The sequence below is a fragment of the Arthrobacter oryzae genome, from assembly GCF_030718995.1.
Taxonomy (GTDB): Bacteria; Actinomycetota; Actinomycetes; order Actinomycetales; family Micrococcaceae; genus Arthrobacter; species Arthrobacter oryzae_C.
Map to the genome: position 1 here is coordinate 3,867,756 of NZ_CP132204.1, position 14,455 is coordinate 3,882,210.

The 14,455-nt window shown below is 66.0% G+C and carries 17 protein-coding genes; 14 read left to right on the forward strand and 3 right to left on the reverse strand.

Features of this window, described 5'->3' with window-relative positions; translation table 11 throughout:
* Positions 1-63 precede the first annotated feature (63 nt).
* The 6 genes from Q8Z05_RS17685 (at position 64) to eda (ending at position 6,835) form a co-directional block, all read left to right on the forward strand.
* Complete coding sequence (locus Q8Z05_RS17685) at positions 64-1,446, forward strand: MFS transporter (protein WP_305940874.1); 1,383 nt, start codon at positions 64-66, stop codon at positions 1,444-1,446.
* Positions 1,443-2,477 carry an L-idonate 5-dehydrogenase gene (locus Q8Z05_RS17690; protein WP_305940875.1) on the forward strand — a complete coding sequence of 345 codons (1,035 nt, stop codon included), beginning with the start codon at positions 1,443-1,445 and terminating at the stop codon, positions 2,475-2,477. The genes Q8Z05_RS17685 and Q8Z05_RS17690 overlap by 4 nt, the downstream gene beginning before the upstream one ends.
* A gap of 81 nt (positions 2,478-2,558) precedes the next feature.
* Positions 2,559-3,770, forward strand: coding sequence for a D-mannonate dehydratase ManD (manD, locus tag Q8Z05_RS17695; protein WP_305940876.1), 1,212 nt, complete (start codon positions 2,559-2,561; stop codon positions 3,768-3,770).
* Between the two features lie 44 nt (positions 3,771-3,814).
* Complete coding sequence (locus Q8Z05_RS17700; RefSeq protein ID WP_305943612.1) at positions 3,815-4,756, forward strand: PfkB family carbohydrate kinase; 942 nt, start codon at positions 3,815-3,817, stop codon at positions 4,754-4,756.
* 71 nt (positions 4,757-4,827) lie between these two features.
* Complete coding sequence (locus tag Q8Z05_RS17705; protein ID WP_305940877.1) at positions 4,828-6,213, forward strand: mannitol dehydrogenase family protein; 1,386 nt, start codon at positions 4,828-4,830, stop codon at positions 6,211-6,213.
* Positions 6,206-6,835 carry a bifunctional 4-hydroxy-2-oxoglutarate aldolase/2-dehydro-3-deoxy-phosphogluconate aldolase gene (eda, locus tag Q8Z05_RS17710; protein ID WP_305940878.1) on the forward strand — a complete coding sequence of 210 codons (630 nt, stop codon included), beginning with the start codon at positions 6,206-6,208 and terminating at the stop codon, positions 6,833-6,835. The genes Q8Z05_RS17705 and eda overlap by 8 nt, the downstream gene beginning before the upstream one ends.
* 49 nt (positions 6,836-6,884) lie before the next feature.
* Here the strand turns inward: eda and Q8Z05_RS17715 are convergent, their stop codons facing one another.
* Positions 6,885-7,493 (reverse strand): hypothetical protein, encoded by a 609-nt coding sequence (locus Q8Z05_RS17715; protein WP_371745878.1) that lies wholly within the window; start codon positions 7,491-7,493, stop codon positions 6,885-6,887.
* A 226-nt stretch (positions 7,494-7,719) separates the two neighbouring features.
* On the opposite strand from Q8Z05_RS17715, the gene Q8Z05_RS17720 reads away from it, so the two are divergent.
* The gene (locus Q8Z05_RS17720; RefSeq protein WP_305940880.1) at positions 7,720-7,872 is read left to right on the forward strand and encodes a hypothetical protein; all 153 of its coding nucleotides are present in this window, start codon (positions 7,720-7,722) and stop codon (positions 7,870-7,872) included.
* Positions 7,873-7,906: 34 nt separating this feature from the next.
* Here Q8Z05_RS17720 and Q8Z05_RS17725 read toward each other — a convergent pair whose 3' ends face one another.
* Positions 7,907-8,875, reverse strand: a complete 969-nt coding sequence (locus Q8Z05_RS17725; protein WP_305940881.1) for an IS481 family transposase — start codon at positions 8,873-8,875, stop codon at positions 7,907-7,909.
* A gap of 161 nt (positions 8,876-9,036) precedes the next feature.
* Here Q8Z05_RS17725 and Q8Z05_RS17730 point away from each other — a divergent pair, with 161 nt between their 5' ends.
* Complete coding sequence (locus Q8Z05_RS17730) at positions 9,037-9,873, forward strand: alpha/beta fold hydrolase (RefSeq protein ID WP_305940882.1); 837 nt, start codon at positions 9,037-9,039, stop codon at positions 9,871-9,873.
* A 45-nt stretch (positions 9,874-9,918) separates the two neighbouring features.
* On the opposite strand, the gene Q8Z05_RS17735 is transcribed toward Q8Z05_RS17730, so the two are convergent.
* The gene (locus Q8Z05_RS17735) at positions 9,919-10,731 is read right to left on the reverse strand and encodes an MBL fold metallo-hydrolase (protein WP_305940883.1); all 813 of its coding nucleotides are present in this window, start codon (positions 10,729-10,731) and stop codon (positions 9,919-9,921) included.
* Between the two features lie 336 nt (positions 10,732-11,067).
* Between Q8Z05_RS17735 and Q8Z05_RS17740 the strand changes: the two genes are divergently transcribed.
* The 6 genes from Q8Z05_RS17740 (at position 11,068) to Q8Z05_RS17765 (ending at position 14,451) form a co-directional block, all read left to right on the forward strand.
* Complete coding sequence (locus Q8Z05_RS17740; protein ID WP_305940884.1) at positions 11,068-11,289, forward strand: flavodoxin; 222 nt, start codon at positions 11,068-11,070, stop codon at positions 11,287-11,289.
* A complete protein-coding gene (locus tag Q8Z05_RS17745; protein WP_305940885.1) occupies positions 11,286-11,504 on the forward strand; it encodes a flavodoxin in 219 nt (72 codons plus the stop codon). Before Q8Z05_RS17740 ends, Q8Z05_RS17745 begins: the two co-directional genes overlap by 4 nt.
* A gap of 39 nt (positions 11,505-11,543) precedes the next feature.
* Positions 11,544-11,921, forward strand: a complete 378-nt coding sequence (locus Q8Z05_RS17750; RefSeq protein ID WP_305943613.1) for an MFS transporter — start codon at positions 11,544-11,546, stop codon at positions 11,919-11,921.
* A gap of 28 nt (positions 11,922-11,949) precedes the next feature.
* Positions 11,950-12,567 carry a dihydrofolate reductase family protein gene (locus Q8Z05_RS17755; RefSeq protein WP_305940886.1) on the forward strand — a complete coding sequence of 206 codons (618 nt, stop codon included), beginning with the start codon at positions 11,950-11,952 and terminating at the stop codon, positions 12,565-12,567.
* Between the two features lie 109 nt (positions 12,568-12,676).
* Positions 12,677-12,943 carry a DUF1876 domain-containing protein gene (locus Q8Z05_RS17760; protein WP_305940887.1) on the forward strand — a complete coding sequence of 89 codons (267 nt, stop codon included), beginning with the start codon at positions 12,677-12,679 and terminating at the stop codon, positions 12,941-12,943.
* Positions 12,944-12,987: 44 nt separating this feature from the next.
* Positions 12,988-14,451, forward strand: a complete 1,464-nt coding sequence (locus Q8Z05_RS17765) for a protein adenylyltransferase SelO (RefSeq protein ID WP_305940888.1) — start codon at positions 12,988-12,990, stop codon at positions 14,449-14,451.
* Positions 14,452-14,455: the final 4 nt, after the last annotated feature.

A 14,455-nucleotide genomic window follows, 5' to 3' on the forward strand; every position in this document is an offset into this window, starting at 1 on the left:
CTGCAGTCCAGCTTCCGTTCACACTCTCCCCTTCGTTTTTCATCGCCTGCAAAGGAGCATTAGATGACTGAGAGCATCGCGCCGCCGACAACCAAGCCGGAAGCAAAGCCCACCCGTGAACTGGCCAAAGTGGCGGTTTCCGGCTGGCTGGGGACGGCCATGGAGTTCATGGACTTCCAGCTCTACTCGCTGGCAGCAGCCATCGTTTTCAACAAACTCTTCTTTCCCGACGTCAGCCCGGTCATCGGCCTGATCGCCGCCATGGCAACCTATGGCGTAGGCTACGTGGCCCGCCTCGCAGGTGCCGTCTACTTCGGCCGCATGGGTGACAGGATCGGCCGCAAGAAGGTCCTTTTCATCACCATCGCCCTGATGGGTGCGTCCACCACGCTCATCGGTGTCCTGCCCACTTACGCGATGATCGGAGTCTGGGCTCCCATCCTGCTGGTCGCGCTGCGGCTGGCGCAAGGCTTTGGTGCCGGTGCCGAGATCGCCGGAGCCACCGTGATGCTGGCTGAGTTCGCTCCGGCCCGCCGGCGCGGCCTGATCTCCTCTCTCGTCTGCCTCGGCACCAACTCCGGCACCCTCGCCGCCTCCGCCATCTGGGCAATCCTCGTCTCCACGCTGTCTGAAGAAGACCTGCTCAGCTGGGGCTGGCGCATCCCGTTCCTGTTCAGCTTCGTGCTCATGATCTTCGCCGTCTGGGTCCGCCGCTCCGTCAAGGAAAGCCCCGTCTTCGAAGAGCGTGCCGACGTTGTGGATGGCGTGGCACTGTCCAAGCGGGAAATCGCTGCCGCCGAAGAGCTCGCCAACACCAGCACCATCGAAGCTGCGCTGCATCAGCGCAAGGGAAAGGCGTTCCTGATCGCCCTGGGCCTGCGCTTCGGACAGGCAGGCAACTCGGGCCTGATCCAGACCTTCCTCATCGGCTACCTCGCCACCGTCCTCCTCGTCGATAAGAGCGTGGGCACCACCGCCATCATGTACGGCTCACTGCTGGGGTTCCTCACCATCCCCGTCATGGGCATGCTCGGTGACCGCTTCGGGCGCCGTCCGCTCTACCTGGCACTGAGTTCCCTCACCGCGCTGTTCGCGATCCCCATGTTGATGATGGTCACCAGTGGAAACACGGTCCTCATCACCGTCGCCATGGTGATCGGCCTCAACCTGGGAGTGCTGAGCCTCTTCGCCATGGAGAGCGTCACCATGGCCGAGTTCTTCGGCGCCCGCACCCGCTTTACCCAGCTGGCCCTGGCCAAGGAAATCGGCGGCATCCTGGCCACCGCCATCGGGCCGCTGCTTGCAGCAACCCTCACCGCAATCACCGGCCACTGGTGGCCCCTGGCTGCGATGCTCATCGCCTACTCACTGATCACCCTGGTCTCGGCCTTCGTGGGACCCGAGGTCCGCGGCCGCGACATGGTCCGCCTGGAAGACGCCGTATGAAAGCCGTCGTAGTCCATGGCGCCAACGATCTCCGGATCGACGAACGGCCGGAGCCGGAGGCTGGCCCCGGGGAGGTAGTGCTCGACGTCGAATGGGGCGGCATCTGCGGATCTGACCTTTCGTACTGGCGCCACGGAGCCTCCGGGACCGCGGCCCTGAAGTCGCCGCTGGTCCTCGGCCATGAGGTGGCCGGCCGGATCGCCCAGCTGGGCGCCGGCGTCGAAAACCTGGAGATCGGACAGCCGGTTACGGTCCACCCTGCCGAACTCGTCGGAAACGGCACCATGCCTGACCGGCTCAGGGGGAGGACCAACCTCTACCCGCAGATCCGGTACTTCGGTTCCGCGGCCTTTGACCCCCACACCGACGGCGGCTTCAGCGAACGCAAGCTCGCAAAGGCTTCCCAGATCCGCCCGCTGCCCGACGGCGTGAGCACTCTTCACGGTGCGCTGGCCGAACCGCTCGCCGTCGCGATGCACGCGGTCGGCCGCGCCGGTGACCTTACCGGCCGGGACGTCCTGGTCAACGGTGCCGGCCCCATCGGCTCCCTGGTGGTGGCAGCGGCCAAGCACGCCGGTGCCAGGACGGTCATTGCCGCCGACATCAACGACGCGGCGCTGCAGATCGCCAAGGCCATGGGCGCGGACGAGGTCCGCAACGTCTCCGGCGGGGGCACCCTGCCGGAGGACATGGAACTGGTGTTCGAGGCTTCCGGGATTCCCGCGGTGCTGGGCGGCGTCCTGCGGGCCACGGCCCGGGGCGGCAGGCTCGTCCAGGTCGGAAACCTGCCGGGAGCTCCGGCCCCGGCGGCCCTGGGCGACCTGGTCACCCGGGAAATCACCTGGATCGGTTCCTACCGTTTTGTGGACGAGATCACCGACGCACTGCGCGCCATGGCCGAAGGCCTGGACGTATCCCCGGTCATAACGCACACGTTCGGAATCGACCAGGCCGCCGAAGCCATGCGCGTCTTCGGCGACGCTGCCGCCGGCAGCAGCAAAGTGATGCTCCGGCTCAGCCCAACTGAGTAGCAGCAGGTGTCGTTATGGGAGCGCATAACGACACCTGCTGCGACCTACATGCAGATCCAGATACCTACGAAGGACCAACCAGTGAAGATCACCGACGCACGGGTAGTGGTTTCGTCACCCGGACGGAATTACGTCACGCTCGTTATTGAAACCGAGGACGGCATCACCGGCATCGGCGACGCCACCCTCAACGGCCGCGAGCTGGCTGTGGCGTCATACTTGTCCGAACACCTCTGCCCGCTGCTTATCGGCCGCGACGCGCGCCGGATCGAGGACGCCTGGCAGTACTTCTACAAGGGTGCCTACTGGCGCCGCGGGCCGGTGACCATGACGGCGATCGCCGCCATCGACGTCGCACTCTGGGACATCAAAGGCAAGGCTGCCGGCATGCCGGTATACGAACTGCTGGGCGGTGCCGCCCGCGAGGGCGTCATGGTCTACGGGCATGCCAGCGGCTCCAGCCTTGAGGACCTCAGCGCCGACTTCCAGCACCACCTGGACCTCGGGTACAAGGCCATCAGGGCACAGGCTGCGGTTCCCGGCCTGGACAAGACCTACGGCATTGCGCCGGTGGACGGGAAACTTTACGAACCGGCCAGCGGCAACGTACCCCAGGAGGACACGTGGGAGACCTCGGCGTACCTGGACTTCGCGCCGAAGATGATGGCCCACGTCCGCGACGAATTCGGCTACGGCGTCCACGTCCTGCACGACGTCCACCACCGCCTCTCGCCGATCGAGGCCGGCAGGCTGGGCGCCACCCTCGAGCAGTTCCGTCCGTTCTGGATCGAGGATCCGACGCCGGCCGAGGACCAGTCGGCATTCCGCCTGATCCGGCAGCACACCACCACCCCCATTGCGGTGGGCGAGGTGTTCAACTCGATCTGGGACTGCCAGCAGCTGATCACCGAACGCCTGATCGACTACATCCGCACGTCCGTTTCGCACGCAGGCGGGATCACGCACCTGCGCCGGATCTTCTCCCTGGCGGACCTCTACGGTGTGCGCTCCGGCTCGCACGGCGCCGGCGACCTTTCGCCGGCGTCGTTCGCCGCGGCCCTGCACGTGGACATGAGCATCCCGAACTTCGGCATCCAGGAATACATGGGCCACCGGGAGCCGGCCAACGAAGTGTTCACTACTTCCTACAGCTTCAACGATGGCTACATGCACCCCGGCGACGCCCCGGGCATCGGCGTAGAGTTCAACGAGGAAGCAGCCGCAAGATTCCCCTTTGACCCCAAATACCTGCCCGTCAACCGGCGGCTCGACGGATCGGTGCATGACTGGTGAGCCACTCCAACCAACAACCCGTGGCCCCGTTCGACGTCGTCGTTATGGGGGAGATCCTCGTTGAGGTGGCCACCGACGTGGCCTTCGCGCACGGAGTGCCGGCCCAGCTCGGTATTTCCGGCGACGCACTCAACGTCGCGGCTGCCGCGGCGGCAGCCGGCGCCCGCGTGGGCCTGCTGTCAGTACTGACCGACGACGACCTTGGCAAGGCGATCGCTGCCCGGATCGTTGAACTCGGCGTTTCCCCGGACCTGCTGACGTTCCGGACCGGGCAGCAGGGCGTTTACCTGGTGCACTGCGACCCGGACGGGCAGCGCGAGTTCTCCTACGCCCGCAGCGGCAGTGTCGGATCCAGCCTTGGCCCCGATGACGTTGACCCGGCCGTGTTCTCGGCCGCCGGCGCCGTGGTGGCAGGCGGCATTGCCTGCGCCATCTCGGAATCGTCCCGCGCCGCCGTCCTCAAGGCCTCCGCGCTGGCCAGACGCTTTGTGTTCGATCCCAATTTCCGGCCGCGGCTCACCTCAGTGGAGCAGGCGACGGCGGCGCTCCTGCACCTTGCTCCGCGCACGTTCCTGGTGACCCCCTCCTTCCCCGGTGAAACGTCCGCGCTCCTGGGCTGCGACACCGCGGTGGACGCGGCGGCCAAGCTGCGCGGCCTCGGCGCCGCCAACGTTGCCGTGACCTGCGGCGCAGACGGGATCCAGCTGGAGGGTGAAGGCGAAGGAAGTACCTGGATCGAGTCCATCCCGGCGCCCGCTGTGGTGGACCAGACCGGCGCGGGTGACGCGTTCGTCGGCACCCTGACCGCCCGGATGGTCCTGGGGGACGCCCTTCCCCTGGCGGCCCGCCTTGGTGCGGCGGCTGCGTCGCTGGTGGTGGGCGGCAAGGGCGGCACAGGCTTCATCCCCACCCTGGAACAGACCCGCTCCCATGCCGGATCTGCCGTCGCGCCACCCCACGAGGGAGCGCAGCCATCACACGCCTAAACGCAGCCACTCTCGCGGCCGCCGGCAAGCACCAGCCGCCGCTGGCCCCCGGCACGCTCAAGCCCGGCATTGTGCACCTCGGCCTCGGCGCCTTCGCCCGTGCCCATACCGCCGTCTTCACCGAAAACGCCATGCTCGCCACCGGCTCCTCAGCCTGGGGGATAGTGGGGGTGACCCAGCGCTCGGACACCGTGGCACGCCAGCTCGCACCGCAGGACGGGCTGTTCACCGTGGCCGAGCGGGGCAGCGGAGCTGCTCCGCTGCGCGTGGTGTCCAGCATCGTGGAAGCCATTTCCGGCCGGGACGATCCCGACACTGTCGTGGAGCGGATCGCCGCCCCCACCACGCAGGTGGTCACGCTCACCGTCACGGAAAAGGGATACCGGATCGATCCGAGCACGGGTTCGCTCAACACCGCCGACCCGCAGGTCCAGGCCGACCTCGCCGGGCGGCCGCCGCAGACGGCGGTCGGACAGATCGCCCGCGGCATCCAGCAGCGCGCCCGCACCGGGGCCGGTCCGCTCACCGTCGTCTCGTGCGACAACCTGCCCGGCAACGGCGAGCTGACCGGAACCCTGGTCCGTGCGTTCGCCGCGGCCCTGCCGAACACGGAAGCGGAGCCGCTGCTCGCCTGGCTGGATGCCAACGTCACGTTCCCGTCCACCATGGTGGACCGAATGGTGCCGGCCACTACGGAAGGCGACCTCGCCGCCGTCGAGCATGAACTCGGACTCCGGGACGAAGCCGCGGTGGTGGCGGAGCCCTTCATGCAGTGGGTCATCGAGGACAAGTTCGCCGCTGGGCGGCCGGCATGGGAGGAAGCCGGTGCGCTGTTCAGCACCGACGTCGCCGCGTGGGAGGCAGCCAAGCTGCGCCTGCTCAACGCCAGCCATTCGATGCTCGCCTACCTCGGCCTCGCCACCGGGAAGGTGACCATCGCAGACTCCCTGGGGGAGAATCCCTTCCGCGCGGCGTGCCGCCTCATGCTGGGCGAGGACGCCCTTCCCACCATCAGCCTGCCCCAAGGCCTGGACGGCAAGACCTACTGCGCCCAGATCCTGGACCGCTTCGCCAACCCGGCCCTGGGACACACCACCGCCAAGGTGGGCAGCGACGGCTCGCAAAAGATCGGACTGCGGCTGCTGACCACTATCCGTGCAAACCTCGACGCCGGGCGCGAACCGAAGTGGGCTGTGCTCGCCGTGGCAGCGTGGATGCACCACGTGGCCACCACGCCCGCGAACGAGCTGAACGATCCCCTCGCGGCGGACCTCAGCGCCGCACTCCCCGCGGAGCGCACCGCCGCCGCCGTCATTCCGGCGCTGCTGGGCGTGCGAAGCATTTTCGACGCCGGGCTCGCGGCCAACACAGCCTTCACGGAACTGCTCACACACTGGTACAACATCATCGACACCGACGGGCTGGACGGCCTGAGAAAAGAGATCACCCATGGCTGACGCAACCAGCGCCCTGCATGTTTCCCCCGTCATCCCGGTGGTCACCATCGCCGATCCGCAGCACGCCGTCCCGGTGGCACGCGCCCTGGTTGCAGGCGGCATCTCAATTATCGAACTGACACTGCGCACGGACACTGCCCTCGAATCGCTGAAGAGGATCGCCAATGAAGTTCCGGACATCCTGGTGGGAGCCGGCACCATCCTCACCCCGGCGCAGGCCGACGCCGCTATGGCAGCGGGCGCCCAGTTCCTGGTGAGCCCCGGCGTAACGCCTGCCCTGTTGGACCACATGCTGCAACTCGACGTTCCGGTCCTTCCCGGCGTGGCCACCGTGGGCGAAGTGATGGCCGTCCTCGAGCGTGGATTGACCGCCATGAAGTTCTTCCCCGCAGGTCCCGCCGGAGGGCCGGACTACCTTGCGGCCATCGGCGCACCCGTTCCCGCCGTGCAGTTCTGCCCCACCGGCGGCATCAGCCTGGCCTCCGCGCCGGACTACCTGTCGCTGGCGAACGTCACCTGCGTCGGCGGCAGCTGGCTGACCCCCCGGGCAGCGGTCGAGGGCGAAGACTGGCAGGAAATCACCCGCCTCGCACGGGAGGCAGCCGGGCTGCCGCGAGGCTGAGCATTTCCAGCCCCAACGTACGACGGCGGGCTTCCCGCCGTCGTACTGTTCAGGCCTTGGCGAGCGGCAGCACCAGCATGTAACCGGTCGGCAGGTCGCTGCTCCAGCGTCGCGGCTCGCGGACGACGAACTGCGTCGCCAACTGTTCAGGGGTGAGTACGGCGTTGGGCGCGGGGGACGGTCCCCACTGCCCGTCGCCGTACGGGTAGAGCGGATCCTGGACGCGGATGCCGGTGACTGAGAAGTCCTGGAAACTGTCGGGATCGCCGAGTGACTCGAAGCCGCTCATCACCCATACGTGGCGGCCGCGCCACATGACCAGCCCGACCGGCCGGTCCGTGTCGGCGATGGCGCGCGCAGCGGTCTGCAGCGCTTCCTCGTAGTCAGCGATGCTGACAACGGCGTACGGCCCCATCCCGACCTCGTTCAGCACCTGCGCCCAACCCAAGGGGTTGGCACCGTTGAACGAGTTGGACGACCGTGCCCGGGCCATCTCCCACAGCTCGCCCTGCTGAACGCTATCGGCCCACGTGACGGTCCCCGTTTCGTCGATGAGGTTGTGCATCATCTGGATGCTCGCCGCCACACACCACTCAAAGGTGTACTGCGGCACGAAGTCCCCCTCCTGGTAGAGGTTGAGGGCGAACGCCTGGGGCACAGGGGGCGGCGCGGGAACCGGGGGCGGCGTGGCGACCGATGGCGGGGTCGGCGTGGGGACCGATGGCGGGGCGGGGACGTCATCGCGTGCGGCGGGAGGGGCCGAGGAGGACTGGATGGGTTGATCGGGGGTGTTCTCATCGAGTCTGATCGCGGGTGTGCAGGCCGAGAGGAGGGTCGCCAGGATGACGAACCAGGCCAGAAGCAGACGGAGCTGGGCACCGATCATGATCGATCCAGTTTATCCCGGTCAGGCGCAGTTCGCCCTCAGCATCGGGACGCTCGTGGCAGCACTGGCGGGGGTCATCCTCGTCGCCGTGCCCTATGCGGAAGCAGGAGTCCAGTTACTCCGCGAGCGCAAGGATGTCGCCGGCGGATGATGCGAGCTACCCTGCCGCCCGGACTGCAGCCGGACTAGGTGTATTGACCTGAGAGGTTAGTGACGCGGCTGGCCGGTGTCTGACCCTTAAGGGCAGTGTGGGCTCGGTGGTGATTGTAAGCATGGAGCCAGTCGGGGAAGGCGGCAACACGCTCGGCCTCGGAGCGGTAGGGGCGGGCGTAGGCCCATTCCTCCAGCATCGTGCGGTTGAACCGTTCGACCTTGCCGTTGGTTTGCGGGCGATAGGGGCGGGTGCGTTTGTGCTTGATGTCCGGGCCCAGGGCTTGGGCGAAGGCGCGGGACCGATAGCAGTTTCCGTTGTCGGTCAGGACGCGCTGGACCGTGATCCCTTGGGCTTGGAACCAGGCGTTGGCGCGGTGCCAGAAGGCTGCTGCGGTTTCCTTTGTCTCGTCGGTGAGGATCTCGGTGTATGCAAGGCGTGAATAGTCATCGACGGCATTGTGGAGGTAGTGGTAGCCGGGCCGGCGGTTGGATGGAGTCCGGGCCTTGTTCCGGCGTCCGGTGGCCCTGCCGAGGGCGCGGTGTCCGCCGCCGTCCGGGATCCGACCAAGTTTCTTGATATCGACATGGACCAGGTCCCCGGGCTTCTCGTGTTCGTAGCGGCGGATCACTCTTCCGGTGCCACGATCAAGCCAGGCCAGTTTCGCCAGCCGGTAGCGGGACAGGACGCGGTGCACCGTGGAGGGGTGGATTCCCAGCAGATAACCGATCCTTGCCGGCCCCCACCGGCGGTTCACGCGCACGGCGATGATCCGCCGCTCCGTCCGCGTTGCTGTCCGCCGGGGCGAGGAATGCGGGCGGCTGGAACGGTCATTCATTGCCTCCGGGCCGTGCTCGCGGTAGCGCTGCGCCCAACGAGCCGCCGTTGGCACTGAGACCTGGAAGCGTTCAGCGGCACGGCGCAGACTCCAGCATTGGTCAACGACACATTGTGCGAGCTGCAGCCGGCCACGAGGGGTCAGAAGAGCGTTAGGGTGGGACATGAAGACCTCCGTGCGTGGAATTGGACTCTAGACAAGCCCCACTCCACCCGGAGGTCTTCTTCATGTCACCAAACCACGCCGCATGTAACTAACGTCCGTGGTCAATACAACTAGGATGGCCCAAAACGAAGGGCTTCCAGAAACGAGCGGAGAACGACCTGATGGATCAGCAAGCGACGGCGGCCCCCGAAACCGGGTACGCCCCCGTCAACGGAATGCAGATGTACTACGAGCTGCATGGTGCCGGCGGCACGCCGCTGCTGCTATTACATGGCGGACTGTTCGATATCGAGCAGCAATTTGGGGCTTTGCTTCCGGGCTTGTCGGCAGGCCGCCGGGTCATCGCGACGGACTTCCAAGGTCACGGCCGAACCAACGACATCGACCGTCCACTGAACACCCGCGACCTCGCCTCCGATATCGTCGGACTGCTGGAACATCTGGACGTCCGGGAAGTGGACATCTTCGGATTCAGCGTCGGCGGCGCGGTGGCACTGCATCTGGCAGTCAAGCGCCCGGACCTAATCCGCAAACTCATTGTCTCGTCCGTGTCTTTCCGGCCAGACGGCGATCGGGGCGAAAACTCCGAAGCGGTCGCCGCAATGACCGTGGACATGATCGCCGGCACCCCCATGGAAGAGCGCTATCTGACGGTGTCGCCGCACCCCGACCACGATCATCTGCAAGGACTCCTGGACAAGCTGGGGCGCTACGACGCGGGCGCCACGGGATGGAATGATGACGAGATCCGGGGCATCGCGGCCCCCACCCTGATCACCGTCGGCGACTGCGACATGGTCAGGCTCGAGCACGCGGTGCGGTTCCTGCAACTGCGCGGGGGAGACGTGAACGGCGACTTCGAGGGCGTACCGGCGTCGCAGCTCGCGGTTTTTCCCGGCACGACACATTTTTTCGGGCTCGCGAAGACACGTCTGGTGCAGGAAGTTGTGACCACTTTTCTGGACTCGCCTCCGCCGTCCGGGTGGCGGGACCTGTGACCACCTGAAGCGTCCGACGGCGGGTGCGCGCCGCCGTCGAACGCTTCAGGTCAAATGGTCGAAGTCTCCTCGCGCCCAGGCAGCGTGTCTTTGGGCGGAATCGTGCAGGATGGCTTTGGCTCCGGACGCGATGACGTTGTTGAAGTTGCCGTAGATCCGGTCGAACGTGAGCCCTTCCAGCTGCGCGGCGATGCGCAACGCCACCTGTCCGGATAGCGGTAAATGATTCGGGTAGCTGCGCATGAACGAGATGGAGCGGCGGTCCGGATTCGGATACACGCTGTCGCCGGTCAGCAGGACTCCTTTGCCGTCCGCGCCTGCCGGCCAGTGCACCACTGCGCTGCCCGGGAAGTGCCCGCCGGTCTGGTGGAGCGTCAACCCTGCGGCGATGGTTTGACTGCCGGACCAGTAGTCGATGATCGCATCGTGGCGCCCCAGCCACCGCCGGTCTGCGTCCGCCACGAGCACCGGGACGCCACCGAGCCGACGCGACCATTCGACCTGCACACCGAACATATGTGGATGGCTGGCGGCAATCGCCACGACCGGGCCTCGCTCGAGCACTGCCCTCACAGCGCTGTCATCGACATATCCGACCGGATCCCACAGCAGGGAACCTTCGGGTGTCACCACAAGTTGGGCGGTCTGGCCGATCCCGACTTTGGGCTCCGTCTTGATCCCGGTAAGTCCAGGCTCGTTCTCTTTCAGGATTGTCTGCTGGCCGGCGTTCGCCAGCTCGTCCAGGGTGAGCCACTTCTGTCCGTCTTCGGGCACATACTGCCGCTCATCGGTGCAGATCGGGCAGAGCCCGGGAGCGGGTTCGTCGCGTTCGACGGCGCAGGTTGCGCAGATCAGCATGGTTGGTCCCTCCAGGGCGTCTGGTGTCCAGCTTTCAGCCTTGTTCACCTTTGGCCTCAGGCTGGCGTGCCCAGACTATGGCACACGAACGTGTCCGAGGAAGACTCTTCCGGGAGACAGTGAACGCGTTCCGGTTCACGGCCGCGGCTGTTGTGCCTGGGTTCCCACGCTATGACGCCGTGACCTTGCCAAACAGGAACCGTCATAACACCTCACAACAGGTACTCCCACGCTCATGAAGGGACTGGTTTCCTGGAATCAGTTCCGCTTTCCCGCACTGAAGGACATGATGCACTCGCCGGCGACCGCACCGACCTGGAAGTCGGCAACACTGAAGTGCTGGCCGGCATGATCCGGGAGCTGATCGGATGCGACGTCCACCTGATCGAGGCAGCGGACCCCTATCCGGAAGACTACGAAGAAACCGTTGCGCGGAACAGCCGGGAACAACGCGAAAACGCCCGGCCGGCCATCGCCAATCCACTCCCGGACCTGTCACAATATGACACCGTGCTGCTGGCAAGCGGCATCTGGGCAACCGGGCACCGATCATCATGACGACATTCACCGAGGCGCTCGATTTCGCCGGCAAAGCCATCCACCCCGTCACCACCTTCGCCGTGAGCGGTCTCGGGTCCACCGAACGGGACTACGCAGCTGCCTGCCCCGGGGCCACCGTCGGCGAAGGGCTCGCCGTGCGCGGCGAGGAAGTAAAGGAAGCCGGGGCCGACGTCGAGGCCTGGCTCCGCCGCACCCTGCTGCTCGGCAGCTGAACAGCGCGCCTTAGCCGAAAGTTCTCCGGGAAAGCACTCATCGCTTCGGGATGCCTTGCCGGTCTCGCTTACTACGCAGGAATGACTTTTGTCGCCGATCCGATCACCCTTGTCGGGCTTCAGCTGCTCCATGCCTGGTTCTTCGGAGTAGTGGCCGGCGTAGGCCTGACCTTGTTTCAGCAGATCATCCCGCGTCCGGGTCTGGCGTCAGGCCTGTTCACCAACACGCGGCGTCTTGGCGCAATTGCGTCCGGTCCGATTATCGCCGTTGGATCAATGACGGCGTTCGGGTACCAAGCAGTCTTTGCCGCCTGCGCGGTCCTCACGGCCGTGGCCCTGGTAATCATTGAACTGACAGCAAAGACCCGGGAGCAACCGCGGAGCCAGGCCGAACGGCGAGTAGCGTTGAGGCCATAAGTGGTCAAGTACCGAGAGGGGATAGACGTTGAAACTGACACTCACGCAGTTCCTGACCCTGGATGGTGTTTCCCAGGGTCCTGGATCCCCAGAGGAGGACGCCAGCGACGGATTCAGTAAGGGAGGCTGGTTCGTGCCCTACCTTGACGAGGAGTTCGTGAAACTGGCCGCGGACTGGCTGGGCCGGGCCGATGCTTTGCTGTTTGGCCGCCGCACCTACGACAACTTTTCGCGGGACTGGCCACGGATCACGGACCCGGATGATCCGTTCACGGAAAAGATGAATGGACTCCCAAAGTACGTGGCCTCCCGCAGCTTGAAGACAGCGGATTGGGCTCCGACGACGATCCTGTCGGGAGACATCGCCGCGCAAGTTTCTGAACTAAAGCAGGAGTCCGGCCGGGAGTTGCAGATTCACGGCAGTGCAACCTTGGCCCAGTCGCTGTTGGCCGCAGGGCTGCTCGACGAGTTGCGCCTGGTGATCGCTCCGGTCGTGTTGGGCAGCGGCCGGAGGCTCTTTCCTGAGGGAGGCGCCGAGGCCGGGCTGCGGCTGATTCGCAATGAGACGACGCCGGGCGGCCTGGCGGTTCACGTCTATGAGTCGGCGGGTCTTCCCGAGTACGGGACCTACGAGCCGGGCGCGTAGTTCCCCGGAGGTTCTACCGCTGCTCCTCGTTTTTTCGGACAATCTCAGGGCCCTTGACGGCCTGCCTCGATCTTGGGATCGTGGAAATTGGACCGAGGAGGCGGCCACCATGCAAGAGAAAAACTGGTCGGTGAAAATCGTCATCGACGAACATGAAAACCAAACAAGGGCCACCGCGCGATTGAGGACCGGGAACCCGGCTGAACTGGAAGGCGTCGGGTTGGCCAGGCTGAATCCGGTGGACTCCAATGTGCCCGAGATCGGGGACGAGTTGGCGACCGCACGCGCCCTGGCGGACCTGGCGCATCAGCTGATCGAAGTCACCGCGGCCGATATCGAGAAAATTACCAAGGAACCTGCGCATCTCCGCCCGTAAGCCCGGGCGCTGCGTCGCTGGCAGTGTCGCCGTACCCTTGATACATGAGTGACATCGCGCATTCGACCGTCACGTTTGATGGCCGCTTCGCACGGGACTTCAAGGAGATGGCCATTCCCTGGCGGGCGGAGGAAGCTCCCGACCCGCAACTCCTGGTCCTTAACGAGGCCCTGGCCGCCGAGCTCGCTCTCGATCCTGCCTTCCTCCGGAGCCCCGAGGGTGTGCGTCTGCTGATCGGCAACGCCATACCTGCGGACGCCACTCCGGTGGCGCAGGCGTACGCCGGCCACCAGTTTGGCTGGTACGCGCCACGTCTGGGGGACGGGCGGGCGCTCCTGCTCGGTGAGGTCGGGCATGCGGACGGGCACCCTCGCGAGATCCACCTCAAGGGGTCGGGACGGACGCCGTTCGCGCGGAACGGGGACGGCCGGGCAGTGGTCGGGCCCATGCTGCGTGAATTCATCCTGAGCGAGGCAATGCACGCTTTGAACATCCCCACCACGAGGTCCCTCGCCGTCGTCGCGACCGGGCGTTCTGTGCAGCGGGAGTCTCCGCTGCCGGGCGCCGTTCTGACCAGGGTTGCCAGCAGCCACCTGCGCGTGGGCAGCTTCCAGTACGCCAGGTCCACGGGCGACATCGGCCTCCTTCGCCGCCTCGCCGACTACGCACTCGCGCGTCACTACCCGTCCATAGCTGCGGCGGGGAACCCATATCTCGCACTGTTCCAAGCGGTCATATCCGCCCAGGCGTCGCTGGTGGCGCGGTGGATGCTCGTGGGATTCGTGCACGGGGTTATGAACACCGACAACATGACGATCTCGGGCGAAACCATCGATTACGGGCCGTGCGCCTTCATGGAAGGCTTCGATCCCGGGGCCGTCTATAGTTCGATCGACGAGGCCGGACGCTACGCATACCGGAATCAGCCGGTGGTCGCGGAATGGAATCTTGCCCGGCTCGGCGAGTCTCTCCTGCCCCTGATCCACGATGACCAGGAGCAGGCGGTGGTCCTCGCGGTGGAAGCACTAGGCGGCTTCCGCCGGCAGTACAGTGACGCCTGGGCGGCGGGGATGAAGGCCAAGCTGGGGTTCCGTGCGGGCCTTGACGATGAGGTGGCCTCGGCTCTCGTGGACGAGCTTGTGGCTCTGGTGCAGGAGTCCCGTGCGGACTACACGTCGTTTTTCCGTCACCTCGCCAACGCTGCCCGCGGACGAGCAGGGGCTGCGCGCGGCATGATGGTTGACCTGGCCGCATTTGATGCCTGGGCTGAGCGCTGGCGCGCCTTGGGGCCGGATGCGGACGCCATGGACCGGGTCAACCCCGCGTACATCCCGCGGAACCACATGGTGGAGGAGGCATTGACGGCCGCCACTGGCGGGAACATGGGTCCGCTGCAACGGTTGATGGAAGCAGTTGGTTCACCCTTCGTTGAGCGGCCCGGACTCGAGCGTTACACCGTGCCCGCACCGGACAGCTTTGGCCCCTACCGGACCTTCTGCGGAACCTGAACCG

Bases quoted from the DNA above. Each gene is read 5' to 3' on its own strand.
- Q8Z05_RS17685 (WP_305940874.1), top strand. From the start codon at position 64: ATGACTGAGAGCATCGCGCCGCCGACAACCAAGCCGGAAGCAAAGCCC.
- Q8Z05_RS17690 (WP_305940875.1), top strand. From the start codon at position 1,443: ATGAAAGCCGTCGTAGTCCATGGCGCCAACGATCTCCGGATCGACGAA.
- Q8Z05_RS17700 (WP_305943612.1), top strand. From the start codon at position 3,815: ATGGGGGAGATCCTCGTTGAGGTGGCCACCGACGTGGCCTTCGCGCAC.
- eda (WP_305940878.1), top strand. From the start codon at position 6,206: ATGGCTGACGCAACCAGCGCCCTGCATGTTTCCCCCGTCATCCCGGTG.
- Q8Z05_RS17720 (WP_305940880.1), top strand. From the start codon at position 7,720: ATGATCGATCCAGTTTATCCCGGTCAGGCGCAGTTCGCCCTCAGCATC.
- Q8Z05_RS17725 (WP_305940881.1), bottom strand. From the start codon at position 8,875: ATGTCCCACCCTAACGCTCTTCTGACCCCTCGTGGCCGGCTGCAGCTC.
- Q8Z05_RS17730 (WP_305940882.1), top strand. From the start codon at position 9,037: ATGGATCAGCAAGCGACGGCGGCCCCCGAAACCGGGTACGCCCCCGTC.
- Q8Z05_RS17735 (WP_305940883.1), bottom strand. From the start codon at position 10,731: ATGCTGATCTGCGCAACCTGCGCCGTCGAACGCGACGAACCCGCTCCC.
- Q8Z05_RS17745 (WP_305940885.1), top strand. From the start codon at position 11,286: ATGACGACATTCACCGAGGCGCTCGATTTCGCCGGCAAAGCCATCCAC.
- Q8Z05_RS17760 (WP_305940887.1), top strand. From the start codon at position 12,677: ATGCAAGAGAAAAACTGGTCGGTGAAAATCGTCATCGACGAACATGAA.
- Q8Z05_RS17765 (WP_305940888.1), top strand. From the start codon at position 12,988: ATGAGTGACATCGCGCATTCGACCGTCACGTTTGATGGCCGCTTCGCA.